The 15,752-nt window shown below is 54.8% G+C and carries 11 protein-coding genes; 8 read left to right on the top strand and 3 right to left on the bottom strand.

Annotation, left to right across the window (positions count from 1 at the left end; translation table 11 throughout):
- Positions 1-281 precede the first annotated feature (281 nt).
- Positions 282-2,039 (bottom strand): alpha-amylase family glycosyl hydrolase, encoded by a 1,758-nt coding sequence (locus K2F33_RS08845; protein WP_263881463.1) that lies wholly within the window; start codon positions 2,037-2,039, stop codon positions 282-284.
- Positions 2,040-2,498: 459 nt separating this feature from the next.
- Between K2F33_RS08845 and K2F33_RS08840 the strand changes: the two genes are divergently transcribed.
- From K2F33_RS08840 to K2F33_RS08820, 5 genes are all read left to right on the top strand, one after another.
- The gene (locus K2F33_RS08840) at positions 2,499-3,536 is read left to right on the top strand and encodes a LacI family DNA-binding transcriptional regulator (RefSeq protein WP_089549206.1); all 1,038 of its coding nucleotides are present in this window, start codon (positions 2,499-2,501) and stop codon (positions 3,534-3,536) included.
- Positions 3,537-3,628: 92 nt separating this feature from the next.
- Positions 3,629-4,300 (top strand): beta-phosphoglucomutase, encoded by a 672-nt coding sequence (pgmB, locus tag K2F33_RS08835; RefSeq protein ID WP_212969685.1) that lies wholly within the window; start codon positions 3,629-3,631, stop codon positions 4,298-4,300.
- 143 nt (positions 4,301-4,443) lie between these two features.
- Positions 4,444-6,777, top strand: coding sequence for a glycoside hydrolase family 65 protein (locus K2F33_RS08830; protein ID WP_263881462.1), 2,334 nt, complete (start codon positions 4,444-4,446; stop codon positions 6,775-6,777).
- A gap of 252 nt (positions 6,778-7,029) precedes the next feature.
- The gene (locus K2F33_RS08825; protein WP_076172716.1) at positions 7,030-7,620 is read left to right on the top strand and encodes a TetR/AcrR family transcriptional regulator; all 591 of its coding nucleotides are present in this window, start codon (positions 7,030-7,032) and stop codon (positions 7,618-7,620) included.
- Positions 7,621-7,881: 261 nt separating this feature from the next.
- The gene (locus K2F33_RS08820) at positions 7,882-9,273 is read left to right on the top strand and encodes an MFS transporter (RefSeq protein ID WP_263881461.1); all 1,392 of its coding nucleotides are present in this window, start codon (positions 7,882-7,884) and stop codon (positions 9,271-9,273) included.
- A gap of 178 nt (positions 9,274-9,451) precedes the next feature.
- Here K2F33_RS08820 and K2F33_RS08815 read toward each other — a convergent pair whose 3' ends face one another.
- A complete protein-coding gene (locus tag K2F33_RS08815) occupies positions 9,452-11,716 on the bottom strand; it encodes a bifunctional 2',3'-cyclic-nucleotide 2'-phosphodiesterase/3'-nucleotidase (protein WP_076172714.1) in 2,265 nt (754 codons plus the stop codon).
- Between the two features lie 241 nt (positions 11,717-11,957).
- Positions 11,958-12,377, bottom strand: coding sequence for a pyridoxamine 5'-phosphate oxidase family protein (locus tag K2F33_RS08810; RefSeq protein WP_263882320.1), 420 nt, complete (start codon positions 12,375-12,377; stop codon positions 11,958-11,960).
- Positions 12,378-12,511: 134 nt separating this feature from the next.
- On the opposite strand from K2F33_RS08810, the gene K2F33_RS08805 reads away from it, so the two are divergent.
- The 3 genes from K2F33_RS08805 (at position 12,512) to K2F33_RS08795 (ending at position 15,324) form a co-directional block, all read left to right on the top strand.
- Positions 12,512-13,819 carry an MFS transporter gene (locus tag K2F33_RS08805; protein ID WP_263882319.1) on the top strand — a complete coding sequence of 436 codons (1,308 nt, stop codon included), beginning with the start codon at positions 12,512-12,514 and terminating at the stop codon, positions 13,817-13,819.
- A gap of 151 nt (positions 13,820-13,970) precedes the next feature.
- On the top strand, positions 13,971-14,711 hold the full coding sequence (locus K2F33_RS08800; protein WP_212984958.1) for an MBL fold metallo-hydrolase: 741 nt from the start codon (positions 13,971-13,973) through the stop codon (positions 14,709-14,711).
- A gap of 13 nt (positions 14,712-14,724) precedes the next feature.
- Complete coding sequence (locus K2F33_RS08795) at positions 14,725-15,324, top strand: CGNR zinc finger domain-containing protein (protein ID WP_263881460.1); 600 nt, start codon at positions 14,725-14,727, stop codon at positions 15,322-15,324.
- The last annotated feature ends 428 nt before the right edge of the window (positions 15,325-15,752 follow it).

The raw sequence follows: 15,752 nt of genomic DNA, 5'->3' as shown, positions 1-15,752 counted from the left end.
GGCATGATTGAATGCATGTTATGCAGCCCTTCCCGGACAATGATCGAGCACGCAGTCACATGGTAAGATCCGCGTAAATCCGCAGTTTTTTCAAGAATCGTCGGTATTTCCTTTTGCGGAAGTTACCAAGTAAGCGCTTTAAACATGCGTTTATCATACACAAGGTCTATATTTTTGTAAAAACGTTTGCACAATGTGTTTTATCCCATTTATAAAACATAAACAGCAATTCTCTTTATAATTCTTTCTATATCGCATTATTTCTTTAAATTTCGTCAATTTTATTCCAGAACCACACTGGAATATGGAGGGAGGCGAAGCAAGTTTTGCTCTAAAACCATGGATTTACTGCTGTTTTTAAGCACTTTTGCGAATCCTCCTCCCTGCCCTGCCTCGAGCTGAACTTGCTGCTCCTTGCCTGACAAGTTGTGCAACACTAGCACAGTTTGTTGTGCACTACGGCGCAAAAAGAACACCACGGCCGGATTACCGGAGTCATAGCTCTGGATGTCGCCATCCCGCAATGCGGGAACGTCCTCTCTCCAGCGGATCAGGTCCCGATAGGTCGACAGCAGCGAGTTCGGGTCGGCCGTTTCCGACTGGACGCTGATTCCTTTCGCTGCTTCTCCGGCGAGAAGCGGCTGTTCCCACGACGTCTGGCCGGGCTGTGGGGGAAGATCGCTCCACACCATCGGTTCCCGGATCCGCTCGTCGGGCTTCACGCCGCGCATGCCGATTTCCTCGCCGTAATAAATAAACGGGTTGCCCGGCAGCGTCAGCAGCAGCGCCGCGGCCATCCGCGCATGGTCCGGATTTCCGTCCAGCTGGCTCATTACGCGGTCCTGGTCGTGATTCGACAGAAAAATGGCGTCGGTGAACCGCCCCTGCGATTGTTTGCCGTAGAACTGCTGTGTCCGCTGCAGCGTAAAGGCAAGGTTGTTGTCCCTCTCGTCCTTCACCGCGCTCAGCATACTCTCCGCCAAGCTGAAATTAAACCCCGAATCAAAGGCCTGATCCAGATACGGCGCGATGGCGGCGGCCGAATTCTCCCATACCTCACCCACGATATAGGCATCCTTGTTCACCGGATTCATGCCGGTCCGAAATTCCTGCCACCACGCCGTGTTTTTGGCCGTGGCCGCCTGGCCCCGGTCACTCTGCAGGTTCTCGTAAATGTGTTTGGCGCCGTCCACCCGGAATCCATCCATGCCGAGCTTCAGCCAATACTGCCCGATCCGGACGGCTTCCGCCCGAACCGCAGGGTTGTCATAATTCAGATCCGGCATCCCTTCCCAGAACGTAGCCAGATAGTGGCTTCCGTTCAAGGCATGCCACGGACTGCCGCTGCCGGCCGCACTGACCCCGGTGGGACTAAGCTTCTGGTCTTCCGCCCACACGTACCAGTCCCTATATTGGCTGCCCGGATCCTTCGAAGCGCTGACAAACCAAGGGTGCTGCGTGCTGGTGTGGTTCAACACCAAATCCATGATAACCTTGATCCCGCGCTTGTGCGCCTCGGCGATTAGCTCCTGCAGATCTTCCAGCGTCCCGTAATCGGGATTAATGCCCTCGTAGTCGGAAATGTCATACCCATGGTAGCTGGGCGAAGGTTGGATCGGCATCAGCCAGATGCCGCCGACACCGAGATCATCCGTCGTATCCGGATTGCCGTCGTTCAGGTAATCCAGCTTCTGTGTCAGCCCCTTCAAATCGCCAATGCCGTCCCCGTTCGAATCATAGAATGAGCGGACAAACACCTCATAGAACACGGTCGATGGCTGCTCATCGACGGCCGTGGCGGCAGTTCCGCCACGCTGTTCCCCTGCTGTGGTTCCCGTTCCCGGCTGCCCCTGTTGTTCTGCCGTCTGGCTGCCAGCTGCTGCACCGGGCCGGCCTTGAGCCCCGTTGTCATTCGCAGCATGGTTTCCCGCGCTGCTGCATCCCGACAGCAGGGCAACCGCCATGAATACCGCCGTTACGCTTGCTGCCAGCCTCCGCAGTTGTTGTCTTACCGGCATGCCCCATTTGTTTGTTTTCATGACATCCTCCTTTGCTTGATCCGGCATCCTTTGAGCAGAATACTGCCAATCAGCCCCGTCAATCACCTGGAAAGAAAGCGGATACAATTGCTGGCAAACTGGACTGACCCTGGGCAGCTTTCGGACGACACCGGTCTGTATGGAGAATACGACGGCTTAATTTCTATGAAAAGCTGGATCTATACCCGATTTTCCGCAATATATAGCGATACATACTGTATTATCTTTCATTTCCTTGACTATTCTATTTATATCATGGTTTTTTATAATATCGCCGCCTATTCCTGCTTGTAAAAAGTGCCTCAAGCCAGATCCCACCGGCTTCTTTCGCCGCCACAGGTTGGATATTTACAAGCTTGGGGCTTTCGGCTAAGATAGCAATTGTAAAATAGCCAGCGTCTATGAGACGGCCGTTTCTCATTTACGATATAGTGCAAACGGTTCCACAGGAGGTAACAAATGTCTGTAACGATTAAAGATGTCGCCAAACGAGCGGGCGTTTCCCCCTCCACCGTCTCCCGAGTGCTGTCGAATAACTCCAGAATCAGCCGTGAAACGTCGCAGAAGGTACGGGATGTCATGGAGGAGCTCGGATACCACCCCAACATGACGGCCAAAAGTCTGGTTTCCAAGACGACGAGCAGCATTTGCGTCATCTTGCCCAAGCCTGCCGAAGAGCTGTTCCTGAATCTGTTCTTCATGGAATTGATCCGCGGTATCGTCACCCAGGCCAACCGCTCGGGATACGATGTGCTGATCAGTTCCGGAGGCAGTGAGAAGGAGGAGGTCGAGGCCGTCTCCCGGCTGCTGAACGGCAAGCGCGTTGACGGGGCGATCCTGCTCTATTCGCGCAAAGAGGATCCGGTGGTCGATTTTCTGCAGCAGAACGGCCATCCGTTCGTGCTGATCGGACGCAGCGAGAAGTACCCGGACATTCTGTCCGTGGACAATGACAACATTCAGGCCGCTTACGATGCGACCAAACATCTGATATCCCTCGGCCACCAGCGGATTGGTTTTGTCAGCGGGCCTCCGAATCACATCGTCTCGCGCGACCGGCTGAAAGGTTACACGAACGCTCTGAAAGAGGCCGGTCTGGAGATGCGAAAAGACTGGATCGTCGAAGGCGAGTTTCTCCAGGAGAGTGGCTACCGGGCGATGTCGTTTTTCATGAACCTGCCTGAGCGTCCCACTGCCCTTGTGGTCATGGACGATCTCGTCTCGCTTGGCGTCCTGCGTGGACTTCACGAGCTCGGTTACCGTGTTCCGGACGACCTGTGCATCGTCAGCTTCAACAACATTTCCATCGCCGAACTGTCCACGCCGCCCATCAGCAGCATGGATATCGGCATCTATAACTTGGGCTACACCGCAGCCCAGGCGCTGATTCAGTCCATTCAGCACGACGGGGATCGGCAGTTCCAGAAGCGCCACATTATTCCCCACCGGCTGGTGATTCGGGAGTCGTCCATTTTTACGCCGCCTAAACCATCGTAAACGTATCAAAACCATGTGGAGCATCCCGGTGCTTCATTTCTTTTCATCCGTTTGTTCAAACGTTTGCACAACTACATAAGGAGGAATGACAAATGACAGCTGCAGCCCCCATTAAAGCTTGCCTGTTCGATCTGGACGGGGTCCTGGTCGACACAGCCAAATACCACTATCTTGCATGGAAACGCCTGGCCGAAGAGCTCGGCTTTGTATTTACGCCGGAGGATAACGAGCGCCTCAAGGGTGTCAGCCGAATGGCGTCGCTGGACATTTTGCTTGAAGTCGGCGGGCTTGAGCTGGACGATGCGACCAAATCCGTGCTGGCCGACAAGAAGAACCGCTGGTATGTCGAGTATATTTCGCATATGGATGAACAGGAGATCCTTCCAGGGGCGCTCGCCTTCCTGCGAGAGCTGCGGGAGAACGGAATCCGCATTGCCCTGGGGTCGGCCAGCAAAAATGCGATGACCATCCTGAACAACACCGGCCTTGTTCCGTATTTTGACGCAATCATCGACGGAACCAAAACGGCCAGCGCCAAACCCGATCCGGAGGTTTTCCTGCTGGGTGCCCGGGAGCTTGGCGCACAGCCGCAGGAATGCGTCGTGTTCGAGGATGCCGAGGCCGGCATCGAAGCCGCCAAGCGGGCCGGGATGCGCAGCATCGGCATTGGCTCGCCGGAAGTACTGGGCGCGGCGGATGCCGTGGTACCTTCGCTGCAGGACATGACGACAGTCCGCCTGCTTGAGCTCGTTTCTCACCGCTAGGTTCCCCGAACCAGGCGGCGTTCGTGCAGCAGGGAGTCCTGGCAGAGATGAAAACCAGGACTCCCCTGTCCTGCGCAGCACAATGATTATACGTCGCATAACAAAGAGTTAATAACATTTTTTCCCGAAGGAGCCAGTTAACTATGAAACAATATCTAACGTTGGACCCATGGAATATTATCGAGGAGCAGTACGATCCCCAGCAGCAGGAAATATCCGAGAGTGTCTTCAGCATCGGCAACGGATATATGGGCCAGCGCGCCAACTTTGAGGAGGCTTACAGCGGTCCGTCTCTGCAGGGAAGCTACATGGCCGGTGTCTACTATCCCGACAAAACACGGGTGGGCTGGTGGAAAAATGGATACCCCGAGTATTTTGCCAAGGTGCTGAACAGCACCAACTGGATCGGCATCTGCATCTCGGTTAATGGCACCGAGCTTGATCTCGCAGCCTGTCAGGTCAAGTCTTTCAGACGCGTGCTGAACATGAAGGAAGGTACGCTGTCGCGCAGCTTTACCGCCGCCCTGCCGGACGGGAAGGAGATTCGCGTCGAGGCGGTCCGTTTCGTCAGCCTGGCCCGGCATGAGATCGGAGCGATCCGCTATGCGGTAACGCCGCTGAACTTTAGCGGAACGCTGACCGTCACGCCGTACTTGGACGGCGATGTGCAGAACAAAGATTCGAACTATGACGAGAAGTTCTGGGTCGAAGTGCACAAGGAAGTGACCGCGGACAACGCCGCATTAACGGTCCGGACCAAAAAGCTCGATTTTCACGTCACCTCGGTCATGACGTTTGAAATCCATCAGAACGGCGCTAAGCTGGCGCTGGAACTGGAGCAGATCGAGCAGGAGAAGTACGCCGGCTACCGCGTACAGGTGGAAGCCAAGCAGGATGAGGAGACCGTCATCTACAAATACGTAGCGAACGTGACGTCGCGCGACTACGGGTACGCCCAACTGCTGGACGCCGGACGATCGGCGCTTCAGGAAGCTGCTGCTGCCGGTTTCGGGCAGCTCTATGAGGAGCAGGTGCAGGCTTGGGCGGCCAAGTGGCGCGAGAGCGACATCGTGATCGAAGGGGACGTGGCGGCGCAGCAGGCGATCCGATTTAACATTTTTCAGCTGAACCAGACGTACACCGGCGAGGACGACCGGCTGAACATCGGGCCCAAAGGCTTTACCGGGGAAAAATACGGCGGCAGCACATACTGGGACACCGAAGCCTACTGCCTGCCCTTCTATCTGAGCACGGCGGATGCCACGATCGCCCGCAACCTGCTGATTTACCGCTATAAGCACCTCGAGAAGGCGCGCGAGAACGCCCGTAAACTCGGCTTTGCCAAAGGCGCACTCTACCCGATGGTGACGATGAACGGCGAAGAGTGCCATAACGAGTGGGAGATTACATTTGAGGAAATCCACCGTAACGGAGCGATCGCCTACGCCATTTACAACTACGTCAACTACACCGGCGATGACAGCTACCTTGCCCAATACGGCGTGGAGGTGCTCGTTGAAATTTCCCGCTTCTGGGAAGAACGGGTGAACTACGTCCCAGCCAAGGACCAGTACATGATTCTGGGCGTGACCGGGCCGAATGAATACGAAAACAACGTCAACAACAACTGGTACACCAACCGGATCGCCTGCTGGACGATGGAATACACGCTGCAGGTGCTGTCCGACCTTCAGGCAAGCGACCCGGCACACTACGAGGAGCTGGTGGCCAAGCTGGCGCTGGCGCCCGAAGAAACGGCCAAATGGGGCGACATCCTTGCGAAAATGTATTATCCGGTCGATGCGGAGCGCGGCGTTTTCCTTCAGCAGGACGGCTTCCTCGACAAGGATCTGACGCCGGTCAAGGACCTGGCCCCATCGAACCTGCCGTTGAACCAGAACTGGTCCTGGGACCGGATCCTGCGCTCGGCGTACATCAAGCAGGCCGACGTGCTGCAGGGGCTGTTTTTCCTGGGGGACCGATATGACCTCGATACGAAAAAGCGGAACTTCGACTTTTACGAACCGCTGACCGTGCACGAGTCCTCCCTCTCCCCCTGCGTTCACTCGATCATCGCCTGTGAGCTGGGCTACCGGGAGAAGGCGTACGAAATGTACCTGCGCACATCCCGCCTCGATCTGGACAATTACAACAACGACACCGAGGACGGCTGCCACATTACCAGCATGGCCGGCACCTGGATGTCCGTCGTGCACGGGTTCGGCGGACTGCGCGTCAAGGATGGAGTGCTGCACCTGAATCCGTTCAATCCGGGACATTGGAGCGCCTTCTCCTTCAAAGTGATGTTCCGCGGGGCGCGTCTCCAAGTGACGGTAGGCGAACAGGATGTGACCGTGACCAATGAGACCGAAACTCCGGTCAGCATCAGCGTTTACGGGCGCGGCTATCAGCTCGGCGGGCTGGGTCATGTCCAGGTAGGCATCGGCAATCCGAGCAGCAGCGCGATTGTAGGCTGACATGGGCAGCGCAGCGCAGGTGACATTGAGCAATACAGCGTAACTGACATGGAACAGTGCAGATGTAAACTAAAATGAGAATACTGTCTTGGACTAACATCAACTCCACCGCCGAAAAGCGGCCTGGCTTTATGAAGCCGGGCTGCTTTTTCCTATGCAAAGAGCGGGCGTTTGCCCTTGACAAGAGTAAACCCGAAGATTAAGATGACAGTAAGTACTGACAGTCAGATCATGGAAAGTGGGCAGAGTCACATGAACGAAAACAACCAGTTATGCACCCAGGATAAGCTGATGCAGGCCGCGATCGACCTCATCTCTGCCAAAGGCTATGACGGGGTGTCCACACGTGAAATCGCCGCTGAAGCCGGGCTGAGCGAGAAGACGCTCTTCCGTCATTTCGGCAGCAAACAGAACCTGCTGGAGAAGGCGTATGACCGTTATTTGTACGCAGCCGAGATGCAGAAAATCTTCAAGGAAAATCTCACGGGAAATTTACACGAAGACCTGCTTATGATTAGCCGGACCTATCATAAAATTATGAACCGTAACCGGAAGCTGGTGATGATCAGCATGCAGGTCGGAGATCATTTGCCAGGTTTTAGGAATAACACCCAAAACCACCCCCGACAGCTTCATGAAATTTTGACGAATTACTTCAAGCACATGTCCGATCAAGGCAAGCTGTTCACGAAGGATCCGTCACTGACGGCGGTTTCCTTTATGTGGATGAATCTCGGAGCATTCCTCAATACGACCCATGTTGTCCAAACGTTTACGGATATCGAGATAGATGCCTTTATTGAGGAAAGCGTCCGGCTGTTCACCAGGGCGTTAACGCCTTAGCTTTGATCGCGAGAGTGCATCTACTTATCCCGGCGTGGCGTTGCACCCGCTGCTCGACCGCCAATAAGTGCATCTATTTCTTCGAATCGGGCTTATACCTTGGAAATTAGTGCCCTTTTGCAGTCAAAAAAAGGCTTTGAGCTTAAAAAAGCGCATATTACAGCGCTTTTCTGTACTAAATGTCAGTAAGTGCTGACAGACATTTTGTTTGCCGCCGAATGGCTTCTCAGCTAATCACTTATCCGAAAGAAGGGAATAACGATGAAATCTACAGCCGAGTCCGTCCATCAAGGCAACAAACTGATCCAGATTCTCATGTTCACACTGGTTATTTCTGTCATGAACGTCTCCATGTTCAATATCGCGCTGCCCGGCATCCGGGCGGAATTTCACCTGAGCGCCGCCCAGGTCAGCTGGGTGTCCTCCGCCTACATGCTCGTCTATGCGGTCGGCTCAGTGACCTACGGAAAGTTGGCGGACAAATACGCCCTGAAAAAACTGATCACCATCGGGCTGATTGTGTTCGTGCTCGGCTCCGTCTTCGGGCTCGCCGCCGGCGCCTACTGGATGATCGTCATCGGCCGGGTATTTCAGGCGGCCGGATCGTCGGTGATCCCGGCGGCCGCCATGATCATCCCCGTCCGCTATTTCCCGCCGGAGACCCGGGGCCGCGCCCTCGGCAAGTCGGCGATCGGCCTCGCCGTCGGCAATACGCTCGCCCCCGTGGTCTCCGGGCTTATTATGGGCTACGCCGGATGGCGCTGGCTCTTCTGCTTCTCGGTCCTCGTTCTGCTCACCCTGCCCTTTTACCGGAAATACCTTGACGATGCCAAAGAAAGCCGTGGGCGCATGGACGTTCTGGGCGGCGGACTGCTGGCCGCCGCAACCGGCCTGATCCTGTTCGCCTTGACCGGTGGAGGCTGGATTCCGGCAGCCGCCGGAGTGCTGCTGCTTATCCTGTTCGTCATCCGCATCCGCAAAGCAGCCGATCCGTTCGTGCAGCCCCGGCTGTTCCGGAATCTAAACTATACTTTTGGCATCGGCATTGCCTTCGTCATTTCCTGTATCGCGTTCTCGATCCCGTTCCTGATCCCGCAGCTGCTGGCAGGGTCCAATCATCTGGACGCCAGTGTCATCGGCTTGATCATGATTCCGGGTGCCGCAGCTTCCGCGCTGCTCGGCTTCGCGGGAGGAAAGTTCGCCGACCTGAAGGGCAACCTCTTCGTCGTCTGCATCGCAGCCCTTCTTCAAATGATCGGCTTCTTTCTCCTCTCCGCCTTTGCCGGCATCAATGCCTGGATCATCGCCATCGTGCTGATTTTCAGCAATGTCGGCCAGACCTTCATGCAGGTCGCGCTCTCGAACACCGTCTCCCGCACGCTGGCCAAGGAAGAGACCGGCGTCGGGATGGGACTGCTCAGCATGCTGAACTTCATCGGCGCAGCGGTTGCCACGTCCGTGTACAGCAGCATTCTCGACACCGGCTCCTCTGCCCATTGGAACCCGCTGAACACGTATCCGGGCAGCTATTTGTACAGCAGCATTTTCCTGGTGCTGGCCGTCATGATGGTCATCGTCGCCGGCGTCTACCTGCTCCGCTTTGGACGCAGCGCCGCACCGCAGCAGAACACACGCGCCGGTGTCGGCTCATAATCCGTCCCGCTCATGCACTTGGCTCCGCCGCAAACCTCCATGCCGATTCCGGAACCTTGCGGGATTCGCTGGACATTCATAAATTTTCTATTGAACAAAAAAAGGACGAAAAGCAGAACTTTCTCTGCTCTTTCGTCCTTTCGCGGTAAATCCCGAATCGTGCCTATAAATTGAAAGCTTACGGAATCATAATTTGCTGTCCGACCTTCAATCCATGCACGTTCGTAATGCCGTTGACATGGGCGATGGTTTTCCAGTCCACACCGAACTTGATGCCGATGCGGTACAGGTTGTCACCCTTCTTGATGACATATACTTTGCCGGAAGGCTTCGTTTCTGGTGCCGGAGCCGGTTTGGACGGCGTGGACGGTTTCGAAGGCTGCGCCGGCGTCGATGGCTCAGACGGCTTCGAAGGCGTCTCCGGTGTGGTTGCCGGAGGCGTCACTGGTGCCGTACCTGCCGTGCTGACCGACAAATCGAGTCCGTATTTGGCAAAGCCGTCCTCGGCCGCGCCGATGTATTTCATGTTTTTGCTGCTGGCCGCAAGGTCCTTCGCATCCGGAGAAGAGGTAAAGGTCACGTTCAGCTTGGCATCCACCGGCGCAAAGGTCCAGTTGCCGTCAGCGGACGGGTTGATGGTTCCGTTGTCGCGGATGTAGTCGATGATGACCTGACGGTTTTCGTCCGGAGCGGCCATGATGATCCGCTTGCCGTCCGGGTTGGCGAGCTTCGAGGACGAAGCGCGATAGTTGTTGGTCGCTACGACAAACTTCTGCTTCAGATCGATCGGCTTGCCGTCGAACTGCAAATTCTTGATACGGTTTGCCGAAGGATTCACTACCGTGCCCTTTGCATCGTATTTGTTCGGCTGGGTCACATCGATTTGATACGTTACGCCGTCGATGACATCGTAATTGTATGTCGGGAAGTCCATGTTCACGAGCGGCTGCTCGGTCGTCTTGGAAGGATCGATCTGGTTGAACTGGCCTGCGGACCACTCCAGCCATTCCTTCACCTCGGCTCCCGTAACGACAACGGCATGCACGGTGTTCGGGTACACATAGAGGTCGGAGACGTTCTTGATCGCGATCGTTCCGGCCGGAATGTTCGTATAATACGAAGCGCCGTTACGTCCGCCTGCCTTGAAAGGAGCCCCTGCCGACAGCACCGGAAGGTTTTCGTATTCGGTCCCCTTCAGGTTTTTCTCGACGTACCACTTCTGGGCGTTGGTGACGATTTGAATGGACGGATCGTCCTGTACGAGTGCAAAATAGCTGTTGATCGGCGCACTGGTTTTGCCTACCGGTCCGCGTACATAATCGATTGTTGCATCATGCTCCGTTTTAACTGCGTTCACGATTTCTTGATCGGCGTCAACGAGCGCCTTTTTGTTTGCCGTATCGTAGATCGGGCGCGCTTCGGTTTTCGAGTCGACTACTTTCCACTTGCCGTCTACGTTCTCCAGGTTCAGGTCGATGATGCCGAGGTGATCGCCCCAGAATCCAGGTTCGACCGCAGGGACGCCGTTAATCGTGCCTTTCTCCAGGTCGACGCCGGTTTTGCCTTTAAATTCTGCGCTCGGGAACGTTTTATGGGCATGTCCGAACAGGATGGCATCAATACCTTCCACCTTGCTCAGATACAGAACGGTATTCTCCATCAGAGGCGTCTCCGGAATATCCTCAAAGCCGGAATGAGGAATGGCGACGATGACGTCGGCTCCTTCCTTCTTCATCTGCGGAATGAACTTTTTGGCGGTCTCCACCATGTCCTTCACGATGACTTTGCCTTCCAGGTTGGCTTTATCCCATTGGGAAATTTGCGGAGGAACGAATGCGATCACACCGACCTTGATCGTCTGCTCCTTACCGTTCTCGTCCGTAACCTTTTTGTCCAAAATCGTATAAGGGGTAAAATAGTTCACGTCGTTGCTGTCATCCTTGTCCCCGTCATCCTTGTAGACGTTGGCGTTGACAATCGGGAAGTTGGCGCCTTCTTCCGACAGTTTCAGGAAGTCCAGGCCATAGTTGAATTCATGGTTGCCGACGCCGCCGGCATCGTAATCCATCAGGTCCATCGCTTTGTAAACCGGGTGCACTTCGCCCTCTTTAAGCGGTTTCACTTTGGCCACGTAGTCGCCAAGCGGATTCCCTTGGATCAAGTCCCCGTTATCGAACAGCAGGCTGTTCTTCGCTTCGTTTCTGGCTGCCTTGATCAGGCTGGCCGTCTTGGCAAACCCGTATTCGTCAGTGGGCTTGTCCGCATAGTAGTCATAGTTGACCATGTTCACGTGCAAATCGGATGTTTCCATGATCCGCAGCTTCACTTTGGATCCGTTGCTGCTGCTGTCCGCAAATACCGGCACCATTGGAACGGCGAGCACGTTGATCGCAACGGCTGCGGCGGTGATGCCTTTGAGGACTTTTTTACGGGACTTCGACATGTTACCCCTCCTAATAGATGTACATCGAGTACGGTGGGCAGAACAAATTTAACCCCTTTATTTAACTAACCATTGTTAAATTAAGTTCTGTCTACAAGAGTAGTTTATATCGATGTAACCTATGAAATAAAGACAAATACATCCAATTCCCAAAAAATAATGCCCGAGAACAAGGTCTCGAGCATCAGGGCGTATCACGGATCTATGAAAATGGTTCCAATTGCTTATGGACACAGTAAATCTACTCGATCCATTCGTGCTTTTCCCGATCTTTCCCCGTATATTCTACACGGACGGGCGTAATTTCAAGCAAGACGTAATCCGGATCATCGGGACCGGTAAACCGCTTCTTGAATTCTTCCTTCCAGATCTGCTTACGCAGGGAGTCCTCAGCCGTTACTTTGCAGGTTCCTTCAATCTCTACAACCTCCCGCGATCCCCCGATTTCATAGCCCAGCAGTAGGGAAACGTGAGGGTTTTCCTCCAGTTCCTCAACTTTATGCGTCTTGCGGTCGGTGACCAGATGGATGCTGAGGCCCTGATTATATAAAGCCATATACCGCTGCTTCGGCCGGTTGCCTTCCACTGTGGCAAATGAGCAAAACTGGTTGTGATCCAGTATTTTGGCAAGATTTTGTTCCAGAATGATTTTCGCTTCCATCTCTAGATGATCCGCTCCTTTCTGCTTCGTGTTGTCCATCGGCGCAGCCCGTACCCATAGTGTACCCTGTCCGGTATAGGATGAACCTTGGAACACGTCAGCTTTTATCCAAGAATAGGCATGACGTGCCCTGAATACCTTGTTATGATGGAGATACCGGCCGTCATCCGGCTTGTCCGCACCAAGAATTTAATACTGTAAAGGAGTTCCTCATGAAACGACTCATTTGGATAGGATGTCTATCCTATTTTCTGATCGGCCTGGCGCATGTCGTGCTGGGATCGGTCCTTCCCGTGCTGCTGGAGCATTATCACCGCGAATACAGCGAAGGCGGGACGCTGATCTTTACCCAGTTCGCCGGTTTTCTGGCCGGTGTGCTCGTATCCCCGTGGCTGAACCGTCGTTTTGGTAAAAGGGGCGGGCTGCTGATCGCCATCGGCCTGCTTACGGCCGCCGAGCTGGTCTATACCCTGCTGCCGCCTTGGGAATGGCTGTACGCCATTGCCGTGTGCGCAGGCTTTGGTTTCGGCATGATTGAAGCGGTGATCGGGACCATTATTATTGCGGCGATTACTGATAAAACCGCTGTGGCGATGAGCCGCCTGGAGGTCTTTTTCGGGGTCGGGGCCATGGTCATGCCGCTAATCGCAAGCGGATTCATTACGGAAGGATGGTGGAGGTTTTCGTTCCTCGTCATTTCGCTGATCGCCCTCGTCACGCTGCTGTTCTGGTCGAAGGCCTCCTTCGGTGAAATCGATGCCGTGCTGAGCGCCAAAGGGCCTGCCGCTTCCGTATCCGGTCAAGAGCATGCCTCGGCCAAGCGCTTCCCTTATCAAGGCGGAGCTTTCGGCATTCTCGTCCTCTTTATCGTATTCTTCTTTCTGTACGTCGGCACCGAGATGAGCCTGGCCAACTTTATGCCCGCCATCCTGATTGAGAAAATGGGCATGAAGGAAGCCGCCGCGGCGCTCAGCGTCACCTGCTTCTGGATCGCGATGTCCGTCGGCCGGATCTTTGCCGGCGTCGTCGCTGAAAAGATTCATTACCGGGTCTACGTGCTGTTCAGCTGCCTCATCACCCTGGTGCTGCTGATCGTGTTCCCGCTGATGGGCCAGGTATGGTCGGCTTTCGCGATCATCCTGCTGCTCGGGCTGTTCATGTCGGGGATCTTTTCGATTGCGCTCGTATTTGCGAGCAAGCTGCTGCAGGGCAGCGAAGAATCGACACCCAGCATTTTGATCGCCTCCGGCGGCGTCGGCGGAGCCATCCTGCCGCTTATCATGGGCTGGAGCCTGGACCATCTGGAAGTGAACCAGTCGGCATGGATGCTCGCGGTGTTCACTGCCGGCATGGTCGTGCTCAGCTTTGCGGCTTTCCAGCTGCAGCGGCGGAAGCTGGTTCACCAGAGCGGACTGCAGGGGCCATCAGGTGCAGGAAAATAAGCTATTCAAATTAAAAGCGGGCCAGCCGGCCCGCTTTTTTTTATTTTTGTATAACCCCTAAAAATATATTTACAGGTTATAAAAATACGGCTATACTCCAATTATAACTTGTAATACAAATTTTAGGGGTTATACAAAGGAGATGGATGACATGGAACTTCAAAAGCTTCCCTGGGCAGGCATTCGAGTGACGGCAGGAGCCACATCGGTGGTCATTGACCCGCTTTATCATTTTCCGGAAAGATACGCCAAGTCTCACGAACCGCTCTTCCCGCTTAACGAATACGGCCCGGCAGATGCGGTGCTGATTACCCATGAGCATGCGGATCACTTTGATCCCCAGGCCATCATCGATGCCTACGGGGCTGACATTCCCGTGTACCTCCCGCAGGAGAGCGTCCTCCTTGCTGAAAATAGCGGCCTCAACCGCGTAATCGGTGCTTCCGTCGGCGATGCCTTCCAAATCGGTGCGCTGAGCGCAGCCGCCACGTACTCCGTCGACGGGGTCGGAGACGTGCAGATCGCCTGGGCGCTGAGCGACGGCGAGCACCGCCTGCTCCACTGCGGAGATACGCTGTGGCACGGTTACTGGTGGAAGATTGCCGCGGCTCACGGCCCATTCGATGCGGTATGCCTGCCGGTGAACGGTGCCGTTCTGGAACGTCCTGATCGTCAGCCGCCCAGCGGCATGCCGATTACGCTGCTTCCAGAACAAGCGGCCGCGGCCGCACGCGTTCTCGGGGCCAAACGGCTGGTGCCGATCCACCATACCGCCATCCACCATCCGCCTGTATACCTGCAGACTCCCGATTGGCAAAATCGCCTGCGGGCTGCAGTTGGTGATACAATGGACATAGCATTCCTGAACACAAAGGAAACGATTACTCTATAAAGGATGACGCATCATGGATAAATCCCCTTCCCGCAACGTGCTGGGGGGCGCCCTGTGGATCAATCTCGCCAATACGGTGCGCATGCGGGAGCACCGGGTCACGGATATGCTGGAGGAGCCAGGTTATTTAGACGAATGGCTCCACGATAATGAATTGCACGGCTTGAACAATACCGCAGGGGCAGCTTCAGCTGTGACGCGGGAAGACCTGCTGCCCGAACTGCTCCGTCTGCGCGGCGTGTGCCGGCTCGTTCTAGAAGACCTGGACCATGGCGGTACCTTGTCGGATGACGCATTCGCCGCCATGGAGGCCGAAGCTTCGCGGTTAGACGTGGCGCTCCGGGCTGAGCGGGATGCCCAAGGCCTCCCCCATCTCATCACCTACGGACAAACCGCCGTCCAAGGCGTGCTGTACCCCATCGTCCGCTCCCTGTTCGAGACACTGGCAAGCGTATCTTCGGACCGCATCCGGATCTGCGAGCATGACGACTGCATCCTGCATTTTGTGGACACCTCTAAGAGCGGCAAGCGGCGCTGGTGCAGCATGGACACTTGCGGCAACCGCCATAAGGCGGCCGAATTTTATGCGAAGAAGAAGCAGCGCGGGAACTAAAATAAGCCCGGGGATCGTCTGATGGACATCCTGGGCTTTTTTTAGTGGTTCTAATTCGTTGCTGACTGCCCTTCATTGATATGGCGGACACTTTCCAGTTTGGCTCCTTTGTCCAACGACTTGTAGGAGTATGTCGATAGGTACGTTCTTCCGACCTCTAACAAGTTCCAAGTGTTTTCATTATCGACTTTAATTTTAAATGCTCCTTCTTCTTTACTATGGGTGTTCTCGGCGACAATCCAGTATGTCGAGCCAATGAGCTGCTTATCGAGTATCGTTATGTCCCCTCCACTGGATGATGGCCCGGTACATGCTGTCAACATACATATGAAAAGCCATGCCGCAATTATTTTTTTCAGGGCCCTCTCCCCCCGTTCCTGACTATTTCAATACCTAACGATGCCACCAAACAGCCTATCATTTATAAA

It is taken from the genome of Paenibacillus sp. PSB04 (genome assembly GCF_025809195.1).
GTDB lineage: Bacteria > Bacillota > Bacilli > Paenibacillales > Paenibacillaceae > Paenibacillus_AQ > Paenibacillus_AQ favisporus.
The sequence above is the reverse complement of the archived record's forward strand: the minus strand, read 5'-3'. Positions and strand labels throughout refer to the sequence as shown.

Bases quoted from the DNA above. Each gene is read 5' to 3' on its own strand.
- K2F33_RS08845 (WP_263881463.1), bottom strand. From the start codon at position 2,039: ATGAAAACAAACAAATGGGGCATGCCGGTAAGACAACAACTGCGGAGG.
- K2F33_RS08840 (WP_089549206.1), top strand. From the start codon at position 2,499: ATGTCTGTAACGATTAAAGATGTCGCCAAACGAGCGGGCGTTTCCCCC.
- pgmB (WP_212969685.1), top strand. From the start codon at position 3,629: ATGACAGCTGCAGCCCCCATTAAAGCTTGCCTGTTCGATCTGGACGGG.
- K2F33_RS08830 (WP_263881462.1), top strand. From the start codon at position 4,444: ATGAAACAATATCTAACGTTGGACCCATGGAATATTATCGAGGAGCAG.
- K2F33_RS08825 (WP_076172716.1), top strand. From the start codon at position 7,030: ATGAACGAAAACAACCAGTTATGCACCCAGGATAAGCTGATGCAGGCC.
- K2F33_RS08820 (WP_263881461.1), top strand. From the start codon at position 7,882: ATGAAATCTACAGCCGAGTCCGTCCATCAAGGCAACAAACTGATCCAG.
- K2F33_RS08815 (WP_076172714.1), bottom strand. From the start codon at position 11,716: ATGTCGAAGTCCCGTAAAAAAGTCCTCAAAGGCATCACCGCCGCAGCC.
- K2F33_RS08810 (WP_263882320.1), bottom strand. From the start codon at position 12,377: ATGGAAGCGAAAATCATTCTGGAACAAAATCTTGCCAAAATACTGGAT.
- K2F33_RS08800 (WP_212984958.1), top strand. From the start codon at position 13,971: ATGGAACTTCAAAAGCTTCCCTGGGCAGGCATTCGAGTGACGGCAGGA.
- K2F33_RS08795 (WP_263881460.1), top strand. From the start codon at position 14,725: ATGGATAAATCCCCTTCCCGCAACGTGCTGGGGGGCGCCCTGTGGATC.